Genomic DNA, 23,348 nt, shown 5'->3' on the forward strand with positions numbered 1-23,348 from the left:
GATGAAGAAATTCCTCCTTGCGGCTGCTGTGGCATTTTTTCTGCTCTATCCTTTCCTTGTGAGCGCCTATTTGATAGATGTGGCATTTTTCTTCGGTATTTATGCGCTGCTGGGCTTGAGTCTCAATATAGTCTTGGGCGAAGTGGGGCTATTTGACTTGGGACATGCCGCGTTTTACGCTGTTGGCGCTTATGCGACGGCGATTTTGAACGTTCGCTTCGGCGTTCCCGTGATGTACCTTATCCCGGTGAGCGCATTGGTTTCCGCAACTTTTGCCTATCTTGTAGTCTCGCCTATCATCCACCTGCGCGGCGATTATCTTTGTGTCGTGACGATTGGCATAGGGGAGATCGTCAGGTTGGCCTTGATCAATAACCCCTTCGAAATAACGGGCGGCCCAAACGGTATTACGGGCGTGAGCATGCCGGCTTTGGGCCCTTTCGTCATCAGTTCGCCAAGGGGTTATTACTTCTACGTCTGGATCATCATAGCTATCTCCATTGCGGCGCTCGTTCGTCTTCAGCGTTCGCGCTTGGGCAGGGCGTGGAACTGCGTAAGGGAGGACGAGATCGCTGCCGAAAGCTCAGGAATAGACGTGCGCCACTATAAACTCTTGGCTTTTGTCCTCGGCGCGGCCCTTGCCGGTGTAGCCGGAAACATCTACGCCAGCAAGATCATGGTGGTCTCTCCCGAAAGCTTTACGTTTATGGAGTCGTCTTTGTTGTTTTGTATAGTTCTGTTAGGCGGATTGGGGTCCATCCCCGGCACGATAGCAGGTGCCGGCATCGTGAGCGTATTCCCGGAGATATTTAGGGCGGTGGCCAATTTCCGAATGCTCTTTTTCGGCGGCGCCCTGGTAGCCATGATGATCCTTCGTCCGGGCGGCATATGGCCCAGGAAGAGGGAAGGCGCGGCGTTTGGCTCTTTTTTGGATATAGGCGCAGCGGCCGTGGACGCCGGGGGAAGTGGGCCCTCGCTGGAGCTTAAACCGCGTTGGGATGAACGCAACCTGGCAGAGGGCGACGAGGTTCTTCGGGTTGAAAATCTTACGATGCGCTTCGGTGGCCTGGTAGCGGTTCGCGATTTTCACATGGTCGTAAGGAGGAAAGAGGCGACCAGCCTCATAGGTCCGAATGGGGCGGGCAAAACGACCGTGTTCAATGTGGTGACCGGCATCCATAAACCCGCAAAAGGGAGGATCCTCTTCTTTGGGAAAGATGTCACCGGCCTCAAGCCGCATTCCATAACGAGCCTCGGCATGGCTCGAACGTTTCAAAATATTCGCCTATTCCCAAATCTTACGTGCATGGAAAACGTCATGGCCGGCTCCCACTGCTGTGGGAGGAGCGGAGTATGGTCTTCCCTATGGCGCACCCCCGAAGAGCGCCGGGAGGAGGCGGAGTTGCTGAAAAAAGCTGCCTATCGCCTGAATCAGGTGGGGCTTTGGCCCCATCGCGACGATCTGGCCAGAAGCCTTCCCTATGGCAAGCAGAAATGGCTCGAGATAGCGCGAGCGTTGGCATCCGATCCGCTGCTTTTGATACTCGATGAGCCATCATCCGGACTCAACGATAAAGAAACTGAGGAACTGATGGATTTCCTAAAGAAGCTGACAAAAGACGAAGGGTTGACCCTTTTATTGATAGAACACGATATGAACGTGGTGATGGGCATTTCTGACAAGGTAGTGGTGATGGACATGGGAGTGAAGATCGCCGAAGGACTGCCGCGGGAGATATACAATAATCCCCGGGTAATAGAAGCTTATTTGGGCAAGGATGAATAATGCCGCCGATATTAGTTGCTGAAGGCGTGCGAGTTCGTTACGGAGCTGTAGAGGCTTTAAAGGGCATCTCCCTCTCGTTGGGAGAGGGAGATATAGTAACTGTTTTGGGGGCGAATGGGGCGGGCAAAACGACCCTCCTAAAGGCCATATCTCGTATTTTGCCCTTGACAGGCGGCATCATTAAGTTCAAAGGCGAAGACATGAGGAAATACCCTCCGTTTCGACTTCCATCCTTGGGATTGGCCCATGTGCCGGAGGGCAGGAGGATTTTCTCCACGCTTACGGTGGAGGAAAATTTGCAGTTGGGGAACTATGGCGTCAGGGACAAGATGACCCCTCAAGACGCCGAGCGAGAGATGCGCCGGGTATATGAACTTTTCCCGATACTCGAGGAAAGAAAAAGGCAGCTCGCAGGTACCCTATCCGGAGGAGAACAACAGATGCTGGCCATCGGTCGTGCCCTCGTATCTCGTCCGCAAGTTATGCTCTTAGACGAACCGTCTTTGGGGTTGGCACCGCTTTTGGTACAGGAAATCTTTAGAGTGATCGAGCAAATTCACCGAGAAAGAGGGGTTTCCATACTACTGGTGGAGCAGAACGCCAGAAAAAGCTTGAGCGTGGCGAGTTATGGCTATATCCTAGAAACCGGCAAAGTGCATGCTGAGGGCAAGGCGAAAGAGCTCGCGGGCGACCCGCGCCTCAGGGCTGCCTATTTAGGCGGTGCTGCCATCAGGCGATAGTTTTTTAGAGCGTGCTCTTGACATACGTTATAATGAAATTGAACTGGTTTTAGTTTTTTGCGAGGAGGAGATGAAATGCCCGTCTATAGAAAATCTTCTGGTGAAACTGCCGAAGCAAAAGCCGTAAGAGTGCAAGATGTGCTTCGTCTTTGTGGCGAAGAGGAGGGCGCCATAGCGGCCAAGGTGAACGGCATACCCGTAGACTTAAACGCTTTTGTTCCGGATGACGCCGTCGTGGAGCCTATACTCGCCTCGACTGAAGAAGGCCTCGACATATTGCGTCACTCGGCATCTCACTTGATGGCTCAAGCCATAAAGCGGCTTTACCCGGGGACAAAGCTCGGCATAGGTCCGGCCGTGGAAGACGGCTTCTATTACGATGTGGATCCGCCCCAGAGTCTGACGGAGGATGACCTGCAAAAGATAGAGGAAGAGATGGGGCGCATCGTCAAAGAAGCGCTTCCCGTCGAGAGGATTGAACTGCCCAGGGATGAAGTTATCTCGATTTTCAAAGAGAGAGAGGAAACTTACAAACTCGAACTGATCGAGGAGATAGAAGACCCATTGATTTCCCTTTACAGGCAGGGAGAGTTTATAGACCTCTGCAGAGGGCCCCATGTGCCCAACACGTCGTATATCCGTTATTTCAAATTGCTCTCGCTGGCAGGGGCATACTGGCGGGGGGACGAGCGCAACCCGATGCTCGTCCGCGTCTATGGCACTGCCTTTTCCACGGCCGAATCGCTCAGAAGCTACCTTGATAGGCTCGAAGAGGCCAAAAGACGTGACCACAGGAAGTTGGGGAGAGATCTGGACCTGTTCAGCATTCAACCGGAAGGTCCTGGTTTCCCGTTCTTCCATCCGAAGGGCATGACGATCGTAAACGTGCTGCTCGATTTTTGGCGAAAAGAACACGTCAAGCGCGGGTATATGGAGGTGCGCACCCCGCTGATACTGGAACAGAGCCTATGGATCCGTTCGGGCCATTGGGACCACTACAGGGAGAACATGTATTTTACCGAGATCGATGGTCGTCCTTTCGCCATAAAGCCGATGAATTGCCCCGGGAGCATCCTCATTTACAAGAGCCAACTGAGGAGCTACCGCGATCTGCCTTTGAGGATGGCGGAGCTCGGCACGGTTCATCGTCATGAGCGCTCCGGCGTCTTGCACGGTCTCATGCGCGTACGCTGCTTTACCCAGGACGATGCGCACCTTTACGTGACTGAGGATCAGATCAAAAGTGAGATATTGGGGATAATGGATCTGATGCACCATATATACGGCGACGTCTTCGGGTTTCCGTATCGCGTCGAGCTCTCCACGCGGCCGGAAAACGCGATGGGCGAATTGTCGCAGTGGGAGATGGCCGAATCGGCCCTCAAAGAGGCCCTTGACGAATCGGACACGCCGTATAAGCTGAATCCCGGCGACGGTGCCTTTTACGGGCCAAAGATAGACTTTCACCTTGAGGATTGCATAGGGCGGAGCTGGCAGTGCGGCACGATTCAGCTCGACTTTCAGATGCCCGAGAAGTTCGATGTAACCTATGTGGCGGCGGACGGAAGCCATCGTCGCCCTGTTATGCTGCATCGCACCGTCTTGGGCAGCATCGAGCGCTTTTTGGGCATCCTCATAGAACACTACGCAGGAGCCTTCCCCTACTGGCTTGCCCCCGTGCAGATTCGCATCCTCCCGGTGAAGGACGACTTTTTGTCTTACGCGCGAGAAGTGGAAACTGCCTTGAGGAATTGGGGTGTGCGAACGGAGGTGGACCTGAGGGAAGAAAAGCTCTCGAGGAAGATCCGCGATGCCCAACTTCAGAAGGTGCCATATATGCTGGTGGTAGGTGCGAAAGAGGCGGAAGGCCGTAAGGTTTCGGTGAGGGAACGCACCAAGGGAGATCTCGGCGAGATGGGCCTTGAAGGGCTAAAGGGCCTGTTGAATCAGGAGTTCAACCCGTTTTAGCGTCTTTTGTCCTCATTTATCGTCAACTCATTGTTGTCTGGGGTTGCAAAGACGCCGTGCATGCTTTATAGTTTTAGTCGTTTTGAGAGTGGCCTCAAGCGGCGAGAGAGCTGCCGGGGCTAAAGGCAGTTTGTGATTATATATGGAGGTGAGCATCTATAACTACAAGTACGGAGGAGCCCCGCGTCAACAGGGAGATATGGGCCGCTCAGGTTTTGGTCATAGACGATGAGGGCAAAAAGCTGGGCGTAATGACCGCCCCGGAGGCGCTTCGCATTGCAGAAGAAAGAGGGCTTGATTTGGTCGAGGTGGCCCCGCTTGCCGATCCACCCGTCTGCCGCATCATGGACTATGGCAAGTATAAATATAAGCTCCAGAAGAGGGACAAAGAGGCCCGCAAGAAGCAGAAGGTTCAAAGTCTGAAAGAGATGAAGATGCGCCCCAAGATCGACGAGCACGACTACAATTTCAAAACTCGCAAGATAAGGGAATTCTTGGTCGATGGCCATCGTGTCAGGGTTTCGGTCTTTTTCAGGGGCAGAGAGATGTCTTTCCTGGACAAGGGCAGAGAACTATTGGAGCGCGTGGCGCGCGATTGTAGCGACATCGGGCGCATGGACGCCGGGCCCATCATGGAAGGGCGCTATATGCGGATGACTTTAATGCCTCTTCCGCAAAAGGGCAAGGAAAAAAGAGAAGAGGCCCCAAAAGCTAAAGAAGAGGCTTTGGAATGACGTTGCACATCTTAGGAGGATGACAAATGCCGAAGCTTAAAACTCATTCGGGAGCAAAAAAACGGTTTAGGGTTACGGCCACCGGCAAAGTGGTCTATAAAAAAAGCGGCCGCAGTCACTTGTTGAGCGGCAAGCCGCAGACTCGCATACGTCGCCTAAGGAAAAAGGGGTGTCTAAACCCAACAATGGGCAAACGCGTCAAGAGTCTGTTGCCCTATGCTTAGCAATTTACAATATGAAGAGGTGAAGTTCGATGCCGCGGGTTAAAGGCGGAAGCGCCAGCGACAGCAAGCGAAAGAAACTGTTTAATATAACGAAAGGCTATTATGGCCGCAAAAAGAACGTGTATAGGAGAGCGAAAGAGGCATACCTGCGCTCTCTGACTAACGCATATCGGGATCGCAAGGCCAAAAAGCGAGAATTCCGCAGGCTCTGGATAACGCGGATAAACGCGGCGGCTCGGATAAACGGAATCAGCTACAGTAGCCTCATAAACGGTCTTAGGAAAGCAAACGTGGCGGTGAACCGCAAAATGCTGGCAGAATTGGCTGTGAACGACATGCGGGCGTTCGCCAGACTCGTAGATACAGCCAAGGAGGCGCTGCGTCAATAGCTGTCAAGCTGTATAGCTCTCACAAGCCGGAGAGGACGATAGTCGGAGGGTTCCTCGCGCTCATAGCGTCGGGAGCCCTTTGCATATGGGCGGCTAACGCGAGTTTTAAGCCGTTGTCGTTCATCGACGCCTTGTTCACCGCCACCTCGGCCACGTGCGTTACCGGCCTAATCGTCGTCGATACCGGGCGTGACTTGTCTTTCGTATCGCAGTGGATCGTCCTTCTTCTGATACAATTGGGTGGAATCGGCGTGATGACGTTCACCACTGCGTTGCCATTGCTCGCCGGACAGCGCATAGGATTGCGCCAGAGGATGTTGATGAAGGGTGGGCTTGGCATGGAGACTCCTTCTGGGGCCGTGCGCCTGCTCATGCAAGTCTTAAGGCTGACCGTTTTTTCGGAAGCGCTCGGTGCGCTTTTTCTCTTCTTTGCCTTTTTGCAAGGCAATTGCCCTTTGCGGGCTACGCAGCTTGCCGTGTTCCACACTGTAAGCGCTTTCTGCAATGCCGGTTTTTCACTCTTTTCGGATAGCCTAGAGTCCTTTGCTGCCACATGGGCGGTTCCCGGCATCGTTATGACCTTGATCGTAGCTGGCGGTTTGGGATTTCCCTTTTATGCGGAAGCGGCCTCGAGTTTGCGCACCAGGCGAAAACTCTCCCCTTATTCGAAATTGGTAATGCTGGTCACGCTCGTCCTCATTGCCTCGGGCGCCCTTTTATTTTCCGTTACGGAGTGGAATAATGCTTTTAAAGGCTTAAGCCCTGGCCTTAAAGTGTGGAATGCCTTGTTTTGCGCGATCACTCCGAGGACCGCCGGTTTTGATACTATAAGCGTAAATGCCCTTTCATCGGCGAGTGTCCTTTTGACGGTCTTATTGATGATCATGGGGGCTTCGTCCGGTTCCACCGGAGGCGGCATGAAGGTCACAACGATAGGCGTGTTGTTCGCGACGATGTGGAGCCATTTGAGGGGAAGGGAAGACGCTATTCTGTGGGGGCGGGCTATACCTCATACGGTGCTAATTCGCTCCATTTCCGTGGTGCTCATATATCTGCTTACCCTCTTTTTTGGTTCTTTCATCCTCCTTTTGATCGAACCGTTTCCATTTCGTTGCCTTGTCTTTGAGGTGGTTTCTGCGCTCGGCACCGTAGGGTTGTCTACGGGGATAACCGGAGACCTCTCGTCGGCGGGAAAGCTGGTCCTGATCGCGCTCATGTTTTGGGGAAGGGTGGGTTTGCTGACGTTTATGTATAGCTTGCTTAAAAAAGATCACAAAGGCAGCGTATCTTATCCTGAAGCCACTTTCATAGTGGGTTAAAGCTGGTTCATAAAAGGGAGGGTCGCTCTTGAATGGTGTTAAATCCATCATAGTTATAGGGCTTGGAAGATTTGGGAGCGCCCTGTGCGAGAGGCTCAAGGCCCACAAAATGACGGTCATAGTGGCAGATAGAGATAAAGAGAAAGTCGAGGCGATGGCCGATGTGGCAGATCTCGCCGCTCAGTTGGACTCTACGGACAAGGAGGCACTCACAAAAATCGGCACCAAGGAGATGGACGTCGCAGTTGTGGCCATCGGGGAGGATGTGGAATCGAGCATATTGACCACCGCGATTTTGAAGGAGTTTGACATTCCGCAGATCATATCGAGGGCGCAAAACCCCCTTCATGCCAGGATATTAGCCAGAGTTGGCGCCCATAAGGTCATTTTCCCAGAGAGGGATATGGGGTGGCATGTGGCGGATCTCATTGCGAATCCTTGGCTTCAAGGCTTCTCGCAGTTGCCGAGGAGCGACATCTTGATAGGTGAAATAAAACCCACAGAAGAGATGATAGGTAAAAGCCTGGCGGGTCTTCAATTTAGCGACAGATACGGCGCTGTAGTGGTATTGGCAGAGAGGGGCGGAGAGAAGTTTCTGCCGAAGGCCAACTATATCATAGAAAGAGAAGATAGGCTTACAATTGCTGGGAGTCGTGATGATATAAAGAAGCTAATGGAAAGATATGAAAAGGAGAAGGAGGACTCATGATTGGCCGATCTTGTCGAAGAAACGAAAAGGCTGCGGGAAGAATTTTATTTTAAGCTGAACGCAACCTCCAGCAGTGAGGATCTGCGCGATTTGCAAATTTTTTATTTGGGGCGCAAGGGCGCCTTGACCGGTTTGCTTAAAACGGTCGGCTCTCTCCCTCCGCAGGAGAGACCGGAAGCGGGACGAGCCGTTAACGCCCTGCGAGAAGAACTTGAGGAGGCCATAAAGAGTCGCAGGGATGAGATCCTTTCCCTCGAAGAAGAGGAACTGGAGGAGAAACAGTGGGTCGACGTGACGCTGCCGGGTCGTGGGAGGCCTTGGGGGCGCTTTCATCCCGTGATCCAAGTTATGCATGACGTGATAGAGATATTTTTGGGCATGGGCTTTTCGGTGGCGTTGGGGCCGGAGGTCGAGGACGATTTTCACAACTTCGAGGCCCTTAACATCCCTCCACATCACCCGGCCAGGGATATGCAGGATACGTTCTACGTCGATGGCGGATTGCTCCTTCGCACCCACACGTCTCCCGTTCAGGTCAGGTCCATGCTGCGCTACGGTGCGCCGTTGCGCGTGGTCTGCCCTGGAAGGGTATACAGGCGAGACAGCGATCCGACGCATTCTCCCATGTTTCATCAGTTGGAGGGGCTTTTGGTGGACGAAGGGGTCTCCGTGGCGGATTTGAAGGGGTGCCTGGAGCAGTTCGCCAAATTGGTCTTCGGGAGGCCCGTAAAGACGCGGTTCCGCGCCAGCTACTTTCCTTTCACCGAGCCGTCTATGGAGACCGATGTGGAGTGTATAGTTTGCTCCGGCAAGGATCCCAGCTGCCGTGTTTGCAAGGGCACGGGGTGGCTCGAGATTGCCGGAGAGGGAATGGTTCATCCGAACGTATTGCGCGCCGGCAATATAGATCCTGAGCGCTACAATGGTTTTGCCTGGGGAATAGGACTTGATCGGATCGCCATGCTCAAATATGGCTTAAATGATTTGCGCGTCCTCTTTACGGGAGATTTGGCTTTTTTGCAGGGAGGGTGGCTTTAGTTGAAGTTATCGTGGAAATGGCTTCAGGAGATAGCATTTTTGCCCGTTGATGCATTTACCTTGGCTGAAAAGTTGACCGCCGCCGGGACCGAGGTGGAATCGATCGAAGAAGTGGCTCCCAACCTGGCTGGGGCTGTTATAGCTTCTGTCAGGGAAATTGTTCCTCACCCAGGGGCGCCGCACTTGAAGGTCGCTGAGGTGGAGTGGGGGGAAGGAAGTGCGCGGTGCATAACTGCCGCTACAAACGTCAAAAAGGGCGATAGGGTGCCCTATGGGCCGCCTGGAGCCGTTTTGGCCGACGGCACAATTTTGGGCGTGCGCGACTTCGATGGAGCGAGCAGCGAGGGTATGATGCTCTCTGCCGAGGAGATCGGCCTGCCTTCCATCCAGGAGGAAGAAGGTATACTGATCCTGCCGCCCGATGCCCCTATAGGAGAGGACGTCCGTTCCTGGCTAGGCCTCGATGATGTCGTAATGGAGCTTTCGATAACTCCAAACAGGGGTGATTTGTTGAGCGTCCTCGGTGTAGCGAGAGAGTGCTGCGCCATCATCCCTGAGGCCAGATTAAAGGGGCTTAAAATCCAACGCTTGGACGATGAGGGAGAATGGCCCCTTCCTTTCGAAGGGATAAAGCTACTGCACGACGGATGCTTGCTGTATCTTTTGGGCCTGGTCACGGATGTGAACATCGCACCTTCGCCTATAAATGTGAAGGTTAAATTGGCTCTGTCGGGCATGCGCCCCATAAACAACGTCGTGGATGCTACTAACCTGGTGATGCTCCTTTTGGGGCAGCCCCTTCACGCCTTTGATTACGATCGTTTGCCGTCTCCTGAAATCACAGTGCGGACCGCCAAAGACGGAGAGCGATTTATAACGCTCGACAACAAGGAGCGCATCTTAACGCCCTCCGACCTCCTCATAACGAGCGGCGGCGTAGCCGTCGGTATAGCCGGCGTTATGGGCGGCGCCAATACGGAGGTTACCGAGAACACGCGGAGGATCGTGGTGGAGTCGGCAATATTCGATCCTATAATGATCAGCGCCACATCCAGGCGGCTTGGGATAGCGAGCGAGGCCGCCTACCGCTTTGCGAGGGGTGTGGATCCGGCAGGCGCCAGGACTGCGCTGGAATGCGTATTGCAGCTTTTGAGAGAATGGGGTGCCGCTGTGCCGCATCCGATCGTCAAATCGGAGGCGCGCGGCTCGCGAGGCTCTCGGATCGTTTCGCTCCGCGGGACATCTCTGGAAAAATATCTCTTATCGGGCGACATGGATGAAGCCTCTAAAATCTTGACCCGCCTCGGGTTTGAAGAGGTGGTGAGGGAGAAAGACAGGACGGCGTTTCTCGTGCCGACATATCGTCTCGATGTCTCCATCGAAGAAGACTTGATCGAAGAGGTGGCGAGGATAAAGGGATATGACTCGATCCCGTCGCGACTGCCGCCATTCCTTCACAAACCTGGCGAAAAAGGCATAGAGATGAAAGTCCAGGGGCGCCTCAGAGAGATAGGCATGGCGCGCGGTTACGCGGAAGTCGTAACTTACAGTTTTATATCGCCTGATTTTGTGCCACTGCTTCGCTTTAAGCCAAACGACCCGAGGTCTTCGGCCGTGTCTTTGCTAAATCCATTGAGCAAGGATCAGGCAGTATTGCGGACCAGCTTATTGCCGGGGCTTCTGGAAGCGGTGTGCAGTAACGTGAGGAACGGATGGCGTGCACCTGTCAGGATCTTCGAAATGGGGCGCGTATTTTGCGCTAAAGAAAACGGCGTCCTCGAGGAGGACCACATAGGTGGCGTCGCTTTCACCGGAAAGGAGGCGCGCGTCCTTTATCCCGAGCTTTTAGACGACCTCCTCTCGGTGAAGGCCGATGTGGAGGCATTTGCTGCGGCAAGTGGCCTCGAACTCTCTTTCGTCTCGGGCGAAGAAGCCTTCGCTCACAAGGGGCAGTCCGCCCACATCTTATGCGAAGGAAAGAGAATAGGCTATCTGGCGCGCATAAAGCCGTCCATAGAGAGGAAACTCGAGCTGGGAGCGAGCGTTTACGCCTTTGAGTTCGACTTGTCCCCGTTGACGCGAGAGTTCTTCCCGCACTACGCTTTGAGCGATCGCTTCCCCCCCGTGATGCGAGATGTAGCCATCATCGTTCCGAAAGGAAAGAGCGCCGATTCTGTGCTCGATGACATCAAGAGGCTTGCCTCTTCGCTCGTGTGTTCCATTCGCCTCTTTGACGTATACGAGGGCCAGGGGATACCCCAAGGACACAGAAGCCTGGCTTTCTCGTTGGAATACAGGAGCCCAGAGCGGACGCTCAGCGATGAGGAGGTTGAGGAGCACCATAGAAGTCTCAGGGCAGCTCTGTCAAGGGAAGGCTATGTTTTAAGATAGCTTTTAAGAAGGGGAGGGTGAGCAGATGAACGAGGCCTTGGAACGGATCGAACGTATAGTTACGACGACAGTGGAGAAATACCGTCTTCTTCAGAGGGAAAAAGAGGAATGTCAAAAGGAGGCGGAGAGGCTCAGGGCCCAGCTTCAGGAGAAGGAAGCCGAAGTCATGCGCTTGAGGAGAGAGCGCCAGCAGGCTGCAGAGGACTTGGAGCGCGAGGTGGCGGCATTGAGGGAGGAGCGCTCCCAGATGAATCAAAAATTGAGCGAACTCCTGAACAAGCTCACCTCTCTTTCCTTCTCCGAGACGGACGTTGATGCGGACTCCGATCGCTGATTCAGACGGGGCGATGCTTGCGGTGGAAAAGCGGAGCGTGAGGATAAAGTTAGGAAAGCGCTCTTATAATGTGCGCACCGCCCTCGAGCCCGAGCAGCTCGACCGTGTCGTAGCGCTGTTGCACCGCGTCATAGAAGAGAGCGGCGACAATCGCGATCAGGAGGAGTTGTTGGTTTTAACCAGCCTCCGTCTGGCCTTCTTCTTGGATGACATCGCCTCGAAGCTGGAAAGCCTTCTTGGGGAGGGCCGAAAGAGGATTTGAGCGTTCCGTCGATCATCGACATAGCCGCACTGTTTCTACTGCTTGTTTTCGTGATAAAGGGGATTTTGAGAGGTTTCGTCATCGAAGTGCTCACGCTCTTCGGGCATATCGGGGGCTTCGTTTTGGCGTGGCGTTATGCACCCGCTCTGGGGAAAGAGCTCTCTCGCTTCTTCGCATGGAGTGAGGGAGTAAGGTTTGTCGTATCGTTGGTGGCGATATTCGTGGCCATCAACCTCCTCGTGGCGTTGGCTGCCAGAGTTATAAGGGGTTTTTTGAGGCTCGCCAAACTCTCTGGCCTGGACTACGTCCTTGGCGCTGCAGTCGGCGTGGGCAAGACCTTTTTATTGTGCCTCGTCTTTTACGCCGTGGCAGCATCGCTCGCCCCCGTCGTGCCGCCGAGCTGGTTGCACGATAGCCGCTCCATGGTCATAACTGCTAAAGCCTGGCCTTATGTGAGCACTTGGCTCGTCGAAAACGGTATCGTAAAAATCGACCAGATGCTTGCAATCCCTGGAGGAAGAGACCTCTTCCGCGACGGAGATATATAAATGATCATCTCGTCCAGGGCCAAGAATTGCTTGGAGGTTGAAAAAGTCCTTTCGCTCATCTGGAGAAATTGCAGGAGCGAACTGGGCGTGACCGCGTTTAGGAGGCTCGAGCCGGCGTCGAACCTCAAAGAGCTTTCCTATCGTCAGGCCGTCCTGTTGCAATACAAACGCTACACGCAAATCTACGGCGATCTTCCCTGGTCCGATGGGATATCCAGCATAAGGCCTCTCATCGAAGGAGCGAAAGCGACGGGGATCCTCTCCGGGGAGGAGCTCCTCCTCTTCAAGAAAATCATAAGACTGGCGTCGGCTATGCGCGAAATAGTGCCCATCCTCAGAGAAGAAGGATATGCCGAGCTGGCCAATTTACTTAAGGGCGCCAGGGACTTCAGCGCGGAGGCCAAGTCGCTATCCGTCCTCTCTGACGACGGCAGGCTCTACGATCACGCCTCGCCGAGGCTCAAGGATATACGCCTTAAGCTCGCCCATGCGAAGGAGCGCGCCAGAGCCGCAGGGCAAAAACTCGTTAATGACCGCAGATTCGGTGGTTTTTTAAGAGAACCGATACTTTATTTGAAGGACGAACGCTTCGTCGTCCTGGTCAAACGAGAAAGCGTCTCCATGTTTCCTGGAGTTGCATTGGAGCTATCTGGCTCGGGCAACTCCGTGTATATGGAACCCCACTCCCTGGTTCGCCTGAATAACGAAATTGCTGTGCTCGTCAGGGATGAAAGAGAGGAAGAGCGTCGCATTCTAAGGGAACTTACGGAGATGTTGCTCCGCCGCGAGCGCCATCTTCTGGAGGGCGAAGACCTTTTGGGAATGGTCGATTTGCTATACGCTACTACGGTACATATGGAAAAGGGACGCTGGACCTTGCCAGAGACATCCCGAAAGAGCTCCTTCAGCTTCCACTCCTTGCTACATCCGCTCTTGGGGGAAGGCGCGGTTCCTATAGACATCCGCTGTGGTGAGCATTTTCGGATCCTCGTTATAACGGGGCCCAACACCGGAGGCAAGACCGTGGCATTGAAGAGCACTGGTCTGGCTGTGGCTTTAGCTTGGCTGGGCTTGCCAATCCCGGCGAGCGCCGGCTCCTGGGTGGGGGATATCGATCATCTCGATGTGGACATAGGGGACGAGCAGAGCATAGAGCAGAACCTTTCTACCTTCAGTTCTCACCTGAAAAATATTGTAGAGATGCTAAAGGAAGCCACCGATAGGTCTCTCTTTCTGCTCGACGAGCTCGGTGCCGGCACCGACCCCCAGGAAGGCGCAGCCTTGGGTGTGGCCATATTGGAGGCTTTTTTGAAGATAGGGTCCATGGTTTTAGCTACCACTCATCATAACCTCATCAAGCGTTATGCCTTGACCACACCGGGAATAGAGACGGCGAGCGTCGAGTTTGACAGCGAAAAACTCACCCCCACCTATAGGTTGCTCTTCGGCGTCCCAGGCCGCAGCAACGCCCTCCTCATAGCGGAGAGGCTCGGCCTTCCGAAAGACGTCGTCCTTCGGGCTCGCGAGGAATTAGGCCCTCACGAGGTCTCCGTAGAGGAGATGATAGGGCAACTCCAGGAAAAACAGGCTCGCCTGAATGCCCTCGAGGAGCGGCTGCTCGCAGAGAAAGAAGAGGTCAACATTATTAAGAGAGAGCTTGAGGAGCGCCTCTTTCGCCTGGAAGCTGAGAAAGAAAAGGCCTTGGCCGCTGCTGACAGGAAGGCTCAAAGGATAATACGCGAGGCGGAAGAAGCTGCGCGCGCGTATATCAAAAAGATTGAAAGGGCATCCAAAGATGCAGCCCTACGCGAAGCGAGCCGCCACCAAAAAAAACTTAAGGAAATCACAAGGTCCAGCGAAAAGAGAGAGGAGAGAAGGATCGAAAAACTCTTTTCCGTCGAAGGGAATGCGCCCAAGGTTGGCGACGCTGTCTCTATTGCGGGCATGGCTGTCAAGGGCATCGTCGAATCGATAGAGGGAGACAAGGCTGTCGTGCGCTCCGGTGCCGTCAGGCTTGAGGTCCCCGTTAAGCGGATAGCGACGGCAAAAAGCGCTCCGGAGGAAGAAACACTGAAGGTGCGCGTGGAGAAGCCCGTTCAGGCCCCGGGGCCTTCCATAATGGTCAGGGGTCTAACAATCGACGAAGCCATCCCTATGGTCGAACGCTACTTGGATCAAGCTTTCAGGGCAGGCTATGGCGAAGTCGCGGTAATCCACGGCCGTGGTGAAGGTATATTGCGCCGTGCTGTGCAGGAGCTGTTGCGGACGCTGCCATACGTGGAAGATTTCAGGCTCGGTGGCCCGGGAGAGGGAGGAGAAGGGGTCACGATTGTTCGCTTTAGGCGGTGATCCCTTCCGGATTGTGCGCTCCGACGAAGCACCATCATGAAGTGGCTCAACATGACGTGAGACATAATTACTGCTTTACTTGTCATTTTTAGGGTGAACCAAAGAAGACAGGTCGAAAGATTCTTTTTTGACAGTCCATCCGGCATAGGTGTTCCCTTCGGACCAAACGTCCTCAAGACGATATAGTATTTCTTGGGAATTCGGCTGTATCTTCGCCGCTACGCTCACGATCAGCGCGTTTAGCAAGCTCATGGCCGTGGTGTAGGAAACTACGAAAGATATTGCGTTGCACGGGACGGTTATCGTCAGGTCAGAATGCTGCGCCGTGCTGGAGGTGAGGCTGTTGGAGATTAAAGCGGTCTTGATCCCTAAGGACTTGGCGAATTTCAACGTTTCGTATGTGCCCTTCGCGTACCTGTGAAAGCTTATGCCTAAAACCAGCGGCTTTTTGTGATGACAGGAAGACTTGACCAACTGCTCCCTCACGAAGTCTCCCACCAGTAATCCCAAGTTTGGCAGAAACCAGGAGAGGTAAAAATGCAGATAATATGCCAAAGAGAAGGCGCTCCTGAAGCCCGAGATGTATACAAAGTCGGATTCCACAATCATATTGACGAGCTGGTCTAATCTTTCTTGTTCTAATTTGCTGACTGCGATAGTCAGCGCTTCTAAATCCTCTCCCATAACCCGCTTCCCCAAGCTTTCGCCCTTACCTGCCGCTTCCAAATATTTCCTGTATTCGTATTCCGGAGAAAACTGTTCTACCATAACTTCTTGGATGGCTTGCCTCATCTCCGGATAACCGTCATAACCTATGGCGCTGGCGAACCTCACCACGGTGGACTCGCTCACCCCCACCTTGTCTGCCAGCTCGCCAGCGGTCATAAAAGCCGCCTCCGGCATCCTCTCGAGCAAAAAATGGGCCACCGCGAGCTGTCCCGACGAAAGCTCCGGCAACTTTCGCATGATCCTTTCCTTTATCCCTTCATACATATTTATTACGTCCTCTCTGTTATGTACGGTAAACCTTGACTGGAATTATTATACGCCATCCCCTTTAAAATGCTTACGAACTGGTGGCGGATATTAAAATAAATACTAGTTTCATCACATTGCTAGCTTCTATAGTATTGCTCTTCCAACAAGCTTTCTTATAAAGTTATGGTAATATGCACAAAAATAGGCAGCCTAAACAAAAACAGTAGGCTGCCTTGAGAATTTAGAAAGTATACGTTAAATAGATAATTGTTACTTATTAATATTTGCCAACACTATTATTATTGCTATATACCAAAGTAAGATAGTTAATAAGGGGAAAAGTAAACTTTGCCCGTTGAACCCTGTCCAGCTTCCCAGCCCTCCGGCGATAGGAGGAATACTATATAGAATATAACCCCGGCTTTTGCTGTCTGGGAAAACTTTTTGCAAAACCCAAAGAAAACAAATGCCAATACTACCCCATGGCAGCGAACAACCAATAGAATAAACCATCATATCACTAAAATTTATCATTTAAATATCCTTTCATTGTAAAAAATGAAGAAAAAGCATTATCTTCCTTTTGATTATGCTAATTTATCAACAATTTCGTAAGTGTAGTTAGAGGATAATTAACCCTATCGAGACAATAATACCTACGAGAATGGCATTCATGAGGCAGTAGCCCATTATATCCCGAATACCAAGATTAGCGATAGCCAGAAGGGGTAATGCCCAGAAGGGCTGTATTTGGTTCGTCCACGAATCTCCCCACGCAAGGGCCATGGCGACTTTTGCACTCGATGCTCCAATCTCATGAGCAGCCTGCATCATAATGGGTCCTTGAACAGCCCATTGACCACCTCCTGATGGAATGAATATGTTTAATATTCCCGCACTCCAGAATGTAAAAAGTGGAAGGGTGTTCGCTGTTGAAAAACTTACAAAAAGGTCCGAAAGCCACTTTGCCAGCCCAGAGCTCCCCATCATACCCATCATCCCTGCATAGAAGGGAAACTGGAGGATGATGCCGCCACTTGTCTTAACAGCGTTATTAATAGCATTAGCATAACCAGCTAGTGTTTTATGAGCGATGATTCCAAAGACCATAAAGATCATAATCAGAATATCAAGGTTAAGATTAAATGAGGGTTGCTTGGAAAAATAATCATAGAGCATCCAGCCACCAGCGAAAGCAACAAGGATTGTTAAGATAATGCTGTTATCCATCTTTTGTGCCGGAGTATCGATAGTCTCTTTTTTCCTCTCTATGTGCTCTTCGGCAAGCAGCTTTGGGTCTATCTCCACGACTAATTCGTTCTTCTTTGGATACATTAAGTAGAAGATTGTAGGTATAGTTATAACTAGTACGATTGTAATAATAAGATTCCAAGAACTATAGAGTGTTTCGGTAACCGGGACGACCCCCATGAGCTTCTCAAGGAAATGACCAGGAGTGGCAATAACAAGAGGTATGCTGGAAGAGGGGCCGCGAATTACATTTCCTCCGTATGCTGCTGCCACAAGAAGGGGATAATGTAATCCTTTCCCTAAGTTGTTTTTTGCAAGCTCTCTTGCGACCAAAGCGCCAGCAATCAATCCAAAAGCCCAGTTAAGATAGCTAGTAAGGCAGCCCACAAAAGCCATAAAAAGCACTGCTCGCCTCGGGCTTTTTGGAATGCTTGCCAAAGCCTTCAGCAACCGTTGTATGACGGGGGCACTTGCCAGTGCGTGCCCTGTGACAAGGACAAGTACCATCTGCATAGTAAAGCCATATAGACTGAAGAATCCTTTCCCCCAATACTGATTCATTTCATGGGCACTTTTCTTCATTATTAGCATACCCATAATATAAACTATTACGCTAAGTATAACTGCAAGTGTGAAGGGTTGTGGAAGATATTTTCTGACAAGTCGTACGAAAAAATTAGTCATTGCATGAAGCATTACTGTCACCTCCAAGAAAAATTGATTTTGAATCTGATAAGAATAAAATGAGCCATTGCTTCTAATAGCTTACTAAGATTCTTAAGTCGCCTCCTTTCTTTAGGAAGAGAGTAGAGATGTAAACTTTTGTTAGCGCAATATTATATTGAACTATATTGATTTGATCTTTTACTTAAGCCTCAGTCCTTCATCACCTTGAGGTCGTTGGCTACATGAAAGCGCGCGTCCGTGAGCTGGCGCAGCTCATCCAGGGTGATTTCTGGAGCTATTTCCTCCAGGACGAGTTTTCCTTCAATGAACCTCATAACCGCCAGTTCGGTCACGAGTAAATCCAGCGCGCCGTAGCCGGTTATTGGAAGAGTGCAACGTGAAAGTATCTTGGACTTCCCGTCGCCCGTAGTATGGGTCATAGCGACGATTACAGACTTGGCACCTGTGACTAAGTCCATGGCTCCACCTACGCCCAACTGCTTGCCATTGGGTATTATCCAGTTGGCGATATTGCCTTCTTGGTCGACCTCCAAAGCGCCTATCACGGTGACATCGATGTGGCCTCCGCGGATCATCCCGAATGAAGTGGCACTGTCAAAATAAGAACATCCCTTCCTTTCGGTTATAGGACGTCGCCCTGCGTCGATGAGGTTGCGGTCCTCTTTGCCGGGTGCGGCAGGTGGGCCCACGCCGAGAATTCCGTTTTCCGCCTGAATATAAACTTCTTCGCTCTTGATGTATTCAGGGACCATGGTAGGTATTCCGACGCCGAGGTTGGCGAAGAGAGGTTTCGGCATCTCCTCAAGCTCTTGGGCTATCCTTTTAGCTATCCTTATTCTTGCTGCTTCCTTTTCTACGATGGTCACTAAATTCACCTCCCCAGACACAGGATGTCGACAAAAATGTGCGGCGTAACTATGCACTCCGGGTCCAATGACCCCGTCGGGACTATTTCGTCTACTTCTGCGATAGTAACAACGGCGCCCATAGCCATGAGAGGGTTAAAGTTCCTGGCCGTCTTGTAATAAACGAGGTTGCCCAGCTCGTCCGATTTGTGGGCCTTTATCAGGGAAAAATCGGCTCCTATGGCTTCTTGTAGCACGCATTCTTTGCCGTTAAAGGTTTTGGTTTCTTTGCCTTTGGCCAACTCTGTCCCTACGCCTGTGGGGGTGTAAAAAGCGGGTATCCCAACTCCTGCGGCGCGGATGGCCTCGGCCATGGTTCCTTGAGGGATGAGAGTGACCTCAATTTCGCCGTTGTTAAAGGCTTCCGCCACTTCCGGGTTCCAGTTGAAGTAAGACCCGATGACGCCTTTGACCTGTTTATTCCTGAGCAGCTTGCCCAACCCTATGCCGGGGGAACCCAAGTCGTTGCTTATTATCGTTAAATCTCTCGCGCCGCTTTCCGTGAGGGCTTCGATCAACATGTTTGGAACCCCTGCATTCCCGAACCCTCCGACCATAATGCGAGCGCCCGGTTTTATGAGTGAAATCGCTTCCTTTATCGATTTCAGTTTTTTGCAATCAATCGGCACAGCTTACCGCCTCCTCTTGCGCGTTTTTATGCTAAAGCATCAGATTTTCGTATATAGTGGCCATCCCTTGTCCGCCGGCAATGCAGATAGCGGCAAGACCGAGTTTGGCTTTTCTTTTGACCATCTCGTGGAGGAGTGTCGCCGTGATCCTGGCGCCAGAGCAACCGAGGGGATGCCCCAAGGCGATAGCCCCGCCGTTTACGTTTACGATCTCCGGATCGAAGGGCAACTCTCTGAGCACAGCCAAGCTTTGGGCGGCGAAGGCCTCGTTTAACTCTACGATGTCAATGTCATCCAGACGCAACCCTGCTCGCTTCAAGGCGTCTTTCGTTGCGGGGACGGGCCCAATCCCCATGATGCGAGGGTCAACCGCCGCTATGCCTATGGAAACTAATCGAGCTATGGGCTTCAGGCCAAACTCTTTCGCTTTCCTTTCGGAAGTGAGTAGAAGTGCGGCAGCACCGTCGTTGCGGCTTGAGCTGTTTCCCGCCGTCACCGTGCCGTCTTTCTTAAAGGCCGGTTTGAGAGCAGTGAGCTTTTCGAGGTTTGTGTCGCGCCTCGGCCCCTCGTCTACGTCGACTGTGATGGGTGCCCCCTTGCTTTTAGCGATGGTTATTTGGACGATTTCCTCTGCGAATCTTCCGGCGTCAATAGCCCTGATCGCCCTCATGTGGCTCCTGTAGGCGAACTCGTCTTGTTCCTTTCGCGAGATCGCATACATCTCTGCCAGGTTTTCAGCGGTCTCTCCCATAGTGAAGCGCCCATAGGTTTCTTCCGGTTGGGATTTAGGCTGGCTTTCCGTGTTGGGGTCGACGAGCTCTCCGTTGCCTGCCACATAACCGAACCTGCATTTGCGAAGGTAATAAGGGGCTGTACTCATGCTTTCAACGCCGCCCGCAATGATGACGTCTGTGTATTCGGCTTGGATCTGCCAGGCAGCGCTTGCTATGGCCTGCATTCCGGAGCCGCATTGTCTGTGGACCGAATAGGCCGGAAGGTTTTCTGGCAAGCCGGCTTTGAGTGACGCTACGCGGGCTATGTTGGGAGCGTCGGTGGTGGGCTTGGCCTGGCCTATGATGACCTCGTCAATTGTTTCTTCGTTCAATCCGGTAGAAGACGCGACTTCCCTGATTACGGGCACCAACAAATCTTCCGGCAAAACGTCTTTGAAACACCCACCCATTTTCCCTACGGGAGTGCGTTTAGCTGCTATTACCACGACTTGCTCCAATCCTTTACCCACCCTTCTGTCTTGTGATGCAATTTACGCGTCAAAATATATCACGATGCAAAAATTGTGTCAATAGGGTTGGCTTGACATGGTTGAGATCATGCGTCATGATGCTGTAAGCGTTCTTCTGATAAAAACTGGGCTGGTATGCTGGAGGAGGGGAGAGCCTTGGCGCGCATCCTGATCGCCGACGATGCGCCGATAGCCAGGGCGATGCTCAGGAGGCTCTTGGAGCAGATGGGGCATTGCGTGGTGGGGGAAGCCGAAAACGGCAAAAAAGCCGTGGAGCGGTATATGGCGTTACATCCGGACTTGGTGGTCTTAGATATAACAATGCCCGTGATGAACGGCATCGATGCCCTCCGTGCGATACGCCGCTTCGACCCGAAGGCCAAGGCCATAGTAGTTAGCGCCTTAGGGCACAGCAGGAGCATAAAAGAGGCGATAGATGCTGGGGTCATCGAGTTCGTCTTGAAACCCTACGAGCCGGATCGGGTGACCCGGGCGGTCAATCGAGCGCTCGCATCTTGACAAAAGCCTTCAGTTAAGATCTGACGCGGATATCTCCTTGAAGTCGTGACGGAGGTGGTTTTGTGTCCTCGTGGCAGTGCGCACTTCTGCTATTGGGAGGGCTTGGGGTCTTCCTTCACGGTATGGAATACTCTGCATCTTCCTTCCGAGAAAGCCTCGGCGACAGGACGAGGCGCCTTTTGGCTTCATTGGGAGAGAGGAAATCCTTGTCGTTTCTATTCGGCATCCTCTTGTCGATCTTATCTCAGAGCAGCACTGTGGCCATCTCGTTTGCCGTCGGGCTCGTCGATTCGGGCCTGCTATCGCTTTCGGGTGCTTTGGTGGCGATGATGGGTTCAAGCGTGGGGAATGCCTTTATCGTACTGTTCTTGAGCCTGGGGATCGTGAAGTATGCGCCTGCTCTTTTGGTCGCATCTGTGTTGGCCGCCCGATCTGGCAATCGTGAAGTTCAAAGGTGGAGCAGGCCTCTCGGGGGCATCGCGCTGGTACTGACCGGCATGTTCCTCATAAGGCTTGGGGTGCATCCGCTGATATCGGAACCATCGGCGCGGGGACTTTTGCTCTTCTTTTCAAGTCAACCGATCCTCATGGGAGCCGCTGTCTTTATCCTTACAGCGATACTTCAGAGTAGCACTGCCGTAATGGCCATGGGTGTAGCGCTTGCGGCGTCCGGCCTTTTGCCTCTGAAGGCGGCGTTTCCGTTGGTGCTCGGGGCATACCTCGGGTCGTCGATCACGGTGATGCTCGTCGGGATGGGGAAGAGGAGGCGTGCGCGCAGTGTCGCTTGGGGCACGTTCATTTACAGGCTTTTGGGCGTGGTTATAGCTTTGCCGTTGGGAAAGCTTTATCTGGGCTTGGCGCAACGGCTTTCCCCTTTCATACTATACGAGATGGTATATGTTCAGATGGCCGTGGCTTTGGTGAACGCGGCGTTGCTTTTGCCGTTCGCGAACCTTTTGAGCTCTCTTTGTCTCGGCCTGGTCCCGGTGAAAGAAGAGCCGGGCGAGCCGATTTACCTCGACGAGAGCCTGCTGTCTTTTTCGGACGTTGCCCTCGCCTTGCTTTCGCGGGAGACCGTTCGAGCAGCCAATTACCTCGAGGAGTTATTGCAGGCTCTCCTGTGCGGCGGCGAATCGGATCGCGCTAATAGGATTCGGGAATCCTTAGGGGATCTGTTGGAGGCATGCCTGCGTTATCTTTCCTCGATGACGGTACCTTTAGAAGATGAGCGCCTGCGGAGGGAATATATGAGCGTATCTTATTCCCTGGCCGTGCTCAAGGAGATGGCAGATATCATTACGAGCAGGCTGTGGCCGGTGGCCCATGCGCTTCAGGGGTGCGATCGCTTGGTGGCGGCGTTATTAGAGACGCTGCGCGATGCGTTAGGTGCTTTTGCCTTGGGCGAAGAGGATTTCGTCCGTAAGGCGAAAGCCTCCTACGAACGGTATATGGAAGAGGAACGCACGCTGCGTTCGACGCTCGTCGGTGCGGCCAATGGCGCACACGGGATGAAGAGGTTGAGCGCGATCATGACCTTGAGCGGCATAGCCAGAATGGCGTCTGAGCTCGCCGGCGGCGTGATTATGGTAGAAGGCCGAGAACGGGCGAGCGAGTGAGGAGGAGGAAGGATGTTTCGAAGAGAAAAAGCGCAACAAGCGAGACTTTTTAAGGAGGATCGAGACCGCCTGTTCAAGCTCCTTTCGGAAATGGTCGAAGTCGCCCAGAGGGCGCTCGATAAAGCCATGCGGGCTCTTCTTGAGCATAGCGACGACTTGGCGTTGGAGGTCATTAGGGTGGATGAGGAAAAGGTGGATCTGCTAGAGATTGAAATAGAGCGGGAATGCCTTCGCCTCATAGCCATGCGCCAACCTGTGCGGGAGGAGCTGCGCTTCGTCTTCTCCGTCCTCAAGATAATAACGGACCTCGAGCGCATAGGCGACCAGGCTGTGAATATCGCCCAGAGGACGCTCGATTTGAATAGAGAAGGGCTTTTGAAACCGTTGGTGGACATCCCCAAGATGGCCGAGATCTGTCAGGAGATGATTTCGGGGGCGATCCGGTCCATGGTCGAAATGGATGCAGAGCTGGCAAAGGCCGTCTCCTTGAAAGATGAAAAGGTGGATGCCTTAAACCATGCTATATTGGCCGAGCTCGTGGAGATCGCTGGACGCACTCACATCAGTGATCCGCTTTCGATAAAGAAGGCCACGGACCTCATGTTGGTGGCCCGTCATCTCGAAAGGGTCGGAGACCACGCGTCAAACATCGCGGAGCGCTCCTTCTTTTTCATAACCGGCAAACGCATAAAAGAAGAACTCGCTGCAGGAAAAGGGCAGAGCTCTTGA

At 52.7% G+C, this 23,348-nt stretch carries 22 protein-coding genes; 17 read left to right on the top strand and 5 right to left on the bottom strand.

The window, feature by feature from the left end; translation table 11 throughout:
• Window position 1: 1 nt before the first annotated feature.
• The 14 genes from EZM41_RS14410 (at window position 2) to EZM41_RS12510 (ending at window position 14,791) form a co-directional block, all read left to right on the top strand.
• On the top strand, window positions 2-1,786 hold the full coding sequence (locus tag EZM41_RS14410) for an ABC transporter permease subunit (protein WP_198471446.1): 1,785 nt from the start codon (window positions 2-4) through the stop codon (window positions 1,784-1,786).
• A complete protein-coding gene (locus EZM41_RS12450; RefSeq protein ID WP_198471448.1) occupies window positions 1,786-2,526 on the top strand; it encodes an ABC transporter ATP-binding protein in 741 nt (246 codons plus the stop codon). The genes EZM41_RS14410 and EZM41_RS12450 overlap by 1 nt, the downstream gene beginning before the upstream one ends.
• A 75-nt stretch (window positions 2,527-2,601) precedes the next feature.
• Window positions 2,602-4,494 carry a threonine--tRNA ligase gene (gene thrS, locus EZM41_RS12455; protein WP_198471450.1) on the top strand — a complete coding sequence of 631 codons (1,893 nt, stop codon included), beginning with the start codon at window positions 2,602-2,604 and terminating at the stop codon, window positions 4,492-4,494.
• A 158-nt stretch (window positions 4,495-4,652) separates the two neighbouring features.
• Window positions 4,653-5,228 carry a translation initiation factor IF-3 gene (gene infC / locus EZM41_RS12460; protein WP_198471652.1) on the top strand — a complete coding sequence of 192 codons (576 nt, stop codon included), beginning with the start codon at window positions 4,653-4,655 and terminating at the stop codon, window positions 5,226-5,228.
• Window positions 5,229-5,254: 26 nt separating this feature from the next.
• Complete coding sequence (gene rpmI, locus EZM41_RS12465; RefSeq protein ID WP_198471451.1) at window positions 5,255-5,452, top strand: 50S ribosomal protein L35; 198 nt, start codon at window positions 5,255-5,257, stop codon at window positions 5,450-5,452.
• A gap of 29 nt (window positions 5,453-5,481) precedes the next feature.
• Complete coding sequence (rplT, locus tag EZM41_RS12470; RefSeq protein ID WP_198471452.1) at window positions 5,482-5,841, top strand: 50S ribosomal protein L20; 360 nt, start codon at window positions 5,482-5,484, stop codon at window positions 5,839-5,841.
• 62 nt (window positions 5,842-5,903) lie between these two features.
• Entirely contained in the window at window positions 5,904-7,160 is a 1,257-nt protein-coding gene (locus tag EZM41_RS12475; protein WP_342449335.1) for a TrkH family potassium uptake protein, read from the top strand.
• A gap of 28 nt (window positions 7,161-7,188) precedes the next feature.
• Window positions 7,189-7,869, top strand: coding sequence for a potassium channel family protein (locus tag EZM41_RS12480; RefSeq protein ID WP_198471453.1), 681 nt, complete (start codon window positions 7,189-7,191; stop codon window positions 7,867-7,869).
• The gene (pheS, locus tag EZM41_RS12485) at window positions 7,870-8,907 is read left to right on the top strand and encodes a phenylalanine--tRNA ligase subunit alpha (protein WP_198471454.1); all 1,038 of its coding nucleotides are present in this window, start codon (window positions 7,870-7,872) and stop codon (window positions 8,905-8,907) included.
• Window positions 8,908-11,298: a phenylalanine--tRNA ligase subunit beta gene (gene pheT / locus EZM41_RS12490; RefSeq protein WP_198471456.1), complete on the top strand. Its 2,391-nt coding sequence runs from the start codon at window positions 8,908-8,910 to the stop codon at window positions 11,296-11,298. It begins immediately after the preceding gene.
• Between the two features lie 25 nt (window positions 11,299-11,323).
• On the top strand, window positions 11,324-11,632 hold the full coding sequence (locus tag EZM41_RS12495) for a hypothetical protein (RefSeq protein WP_198471458.1): 309 nt from the start codon (window positions 11,324-11,326) through the stop codon (window positions 11,630-11,632).
• Window positions 11,613-11,894: a cell division protein ZapA gene (locus EZM41_RS12500; protein WP_198471459.1), complete on the top strand. Its 282-nt coding sequence runs from the start codon at window positions 11,613-11,615 to the stop codon at window positions 11,892-11,894. Before EZM41_RS12495 ends, EZM41_RS12500 begins: the two co-directional genes overlap by 20 nt.
• Window positions 11,891-12,442 carry a CvpA family protein gene (locus EZM41_RS12505; RefSeq protein ID WP_198471461.1) on the top strand — a complete coding sequence of 184 codons (552 nt, stop codon included), beginning with the start codon at window positions 11,891-11,893 and terminating at the stop codon, window positions 12,440-12,442. The genes EZM41_RS12500 and EZM41_RS12505 overlap by 4 nt, the downstream gene beginning before the upstream one ends.
• Window positions 12,443-14,791, top strand: coding sequence for an endonuclease MutS2 (locus EZM41_RS12510; RefSeq protein ID WP_198471463.1), 2,349 nt, complete (start codon window positions 12,443-12,445; stop codon window positions 14,789-14,791).
• Between the two features lie 75 nt (window positions 14,792-14,866).
• Here the strand turns inward: EZM41_RS12510 and EZM41_RS12515 are convergent, their stop codons facing one another.
• The 5 genes from EZM41_RS12515 to EZM41_RS12535 all read right to left on the bottom strand — a co-directional run bounded on the left by EZM41_RS12515 (window position 14,867) and on the right by EZM41_RS12535 (window position 20,472).
• Window positions 14,867-15,784, bottom strand: coding sequence for a MurR/RpiR family transcriptional regulator (locus EZM41_RS12515; protein WP_198471465.1), 918 nt, complete (start codon window positions 15,782-15,784; stop codon window positions 14,867-14,869).
• 606 nt (window positions 15,785-16,390) lie between these two features.
• Window positions 16,391-17,716 (bottom strand): short-chain fatty acid transporter, encoded by a 1,326-nt coding sequence (locus EZM41_RS12520; RefSeq protein ID WP_198471467.1) that lies wholly within the window; start codon window positions 17,714-17,716, stop codon window positions 16,391-16,393.
• 179 nt (window positions 17,717-17,895) lie between these two features.
• Complete coding sequence (locus EZM41_RS12525; protein ID WP_342449328.1) at window positions 17,896-18,573, bottom strand: 3-oxoacid CoA-transferase subunit B; 678 nt, start codon at window positions 18,571-18,573, stop codon at window positions 17,896-17,898.
• Between the two features lie 5 nt (window positions 18,574-18,578).
• Window positions 18,579-19,241: a 3-oxoacid CoA-transferase subunit A gene (locus tag EZM41_RS12530; RefSeq protein ID WP_198471469.1), complete on the bottom strand. Its 663-nt coding sequence runs from the start codon at window positions 19,239-19,241 to the stop codon at window positions 18,579-18,581.
• Between the two features lie 31 nt (window positions 19,242-19,272).
• Window positions 19,273-20,472 (bottom strand): thiolase family protein, encoded by a 1,200-nt coding sequence (locus EZM41_RS12535; RefSeq protein ID WP_198471471.1) that lies wholly within the window; start codon window positions 20,470-20,472, stop codon window positions 19,273-19,275.
• 168 nt (window positions 20,473-20,640) lie between these two features.
• Here EZM41_RS12535 and EZM41_RS12540 point away from each other — a divergent pair, with 168 nt between their 5' ends.
• The 3 genes from EZM41_RS12540 to phoU all read left to right on the top strand — a co-directional run bounded on the left by EZM41_RS12540 (window position 20,641) and on the right by phoU (window position 23,348).
• Complete coding sequence (locus tag EZM41_RS12540) at window positions 20,641-21,003, top strand: response regulator (RefSeq protein WP_232619376.1); 363 nt, start codon at window positions 20,641-20,643, stop codon at window positions 21,001-21,003.
• A gap of 62 nt (window positions 21,004-21,065) precedes the next feature.
• The gene (locus EZM41_RS12545; protein ID WP_198471475.1) at window positions 21,066-22,619 is read left to right on the top strand and encodes a Na/Pi symporter; all 1,554 of its coding nucleotides are present in this window, start codon (window positions 21,066-21,068) and stop codon (window positions 22,617-22,619) included.
• Between the two features lie 12 nt (window positions 22,620-22,631).
• A complete protein-coding gene (phoU, locus tag EZM41_RS12550; protein WP_198471477.1) occupies window positions 22,632-23,348 on the top strand; it encodes a phosphate signaling complex protein PhoU in 717 nt (238 codons plus the stop codon).

The organism is Acetomicrobium sp. S15 = DSM 107314 (genome assembly GCF_016125955.1).
Classification (GTDB): domain Bacteria; phylum Synergistota; class Synergistia; order Synergistales; family Thermosynergistaceae; genus Thermosynergistes; species Thermosynergistes pyruvativorans.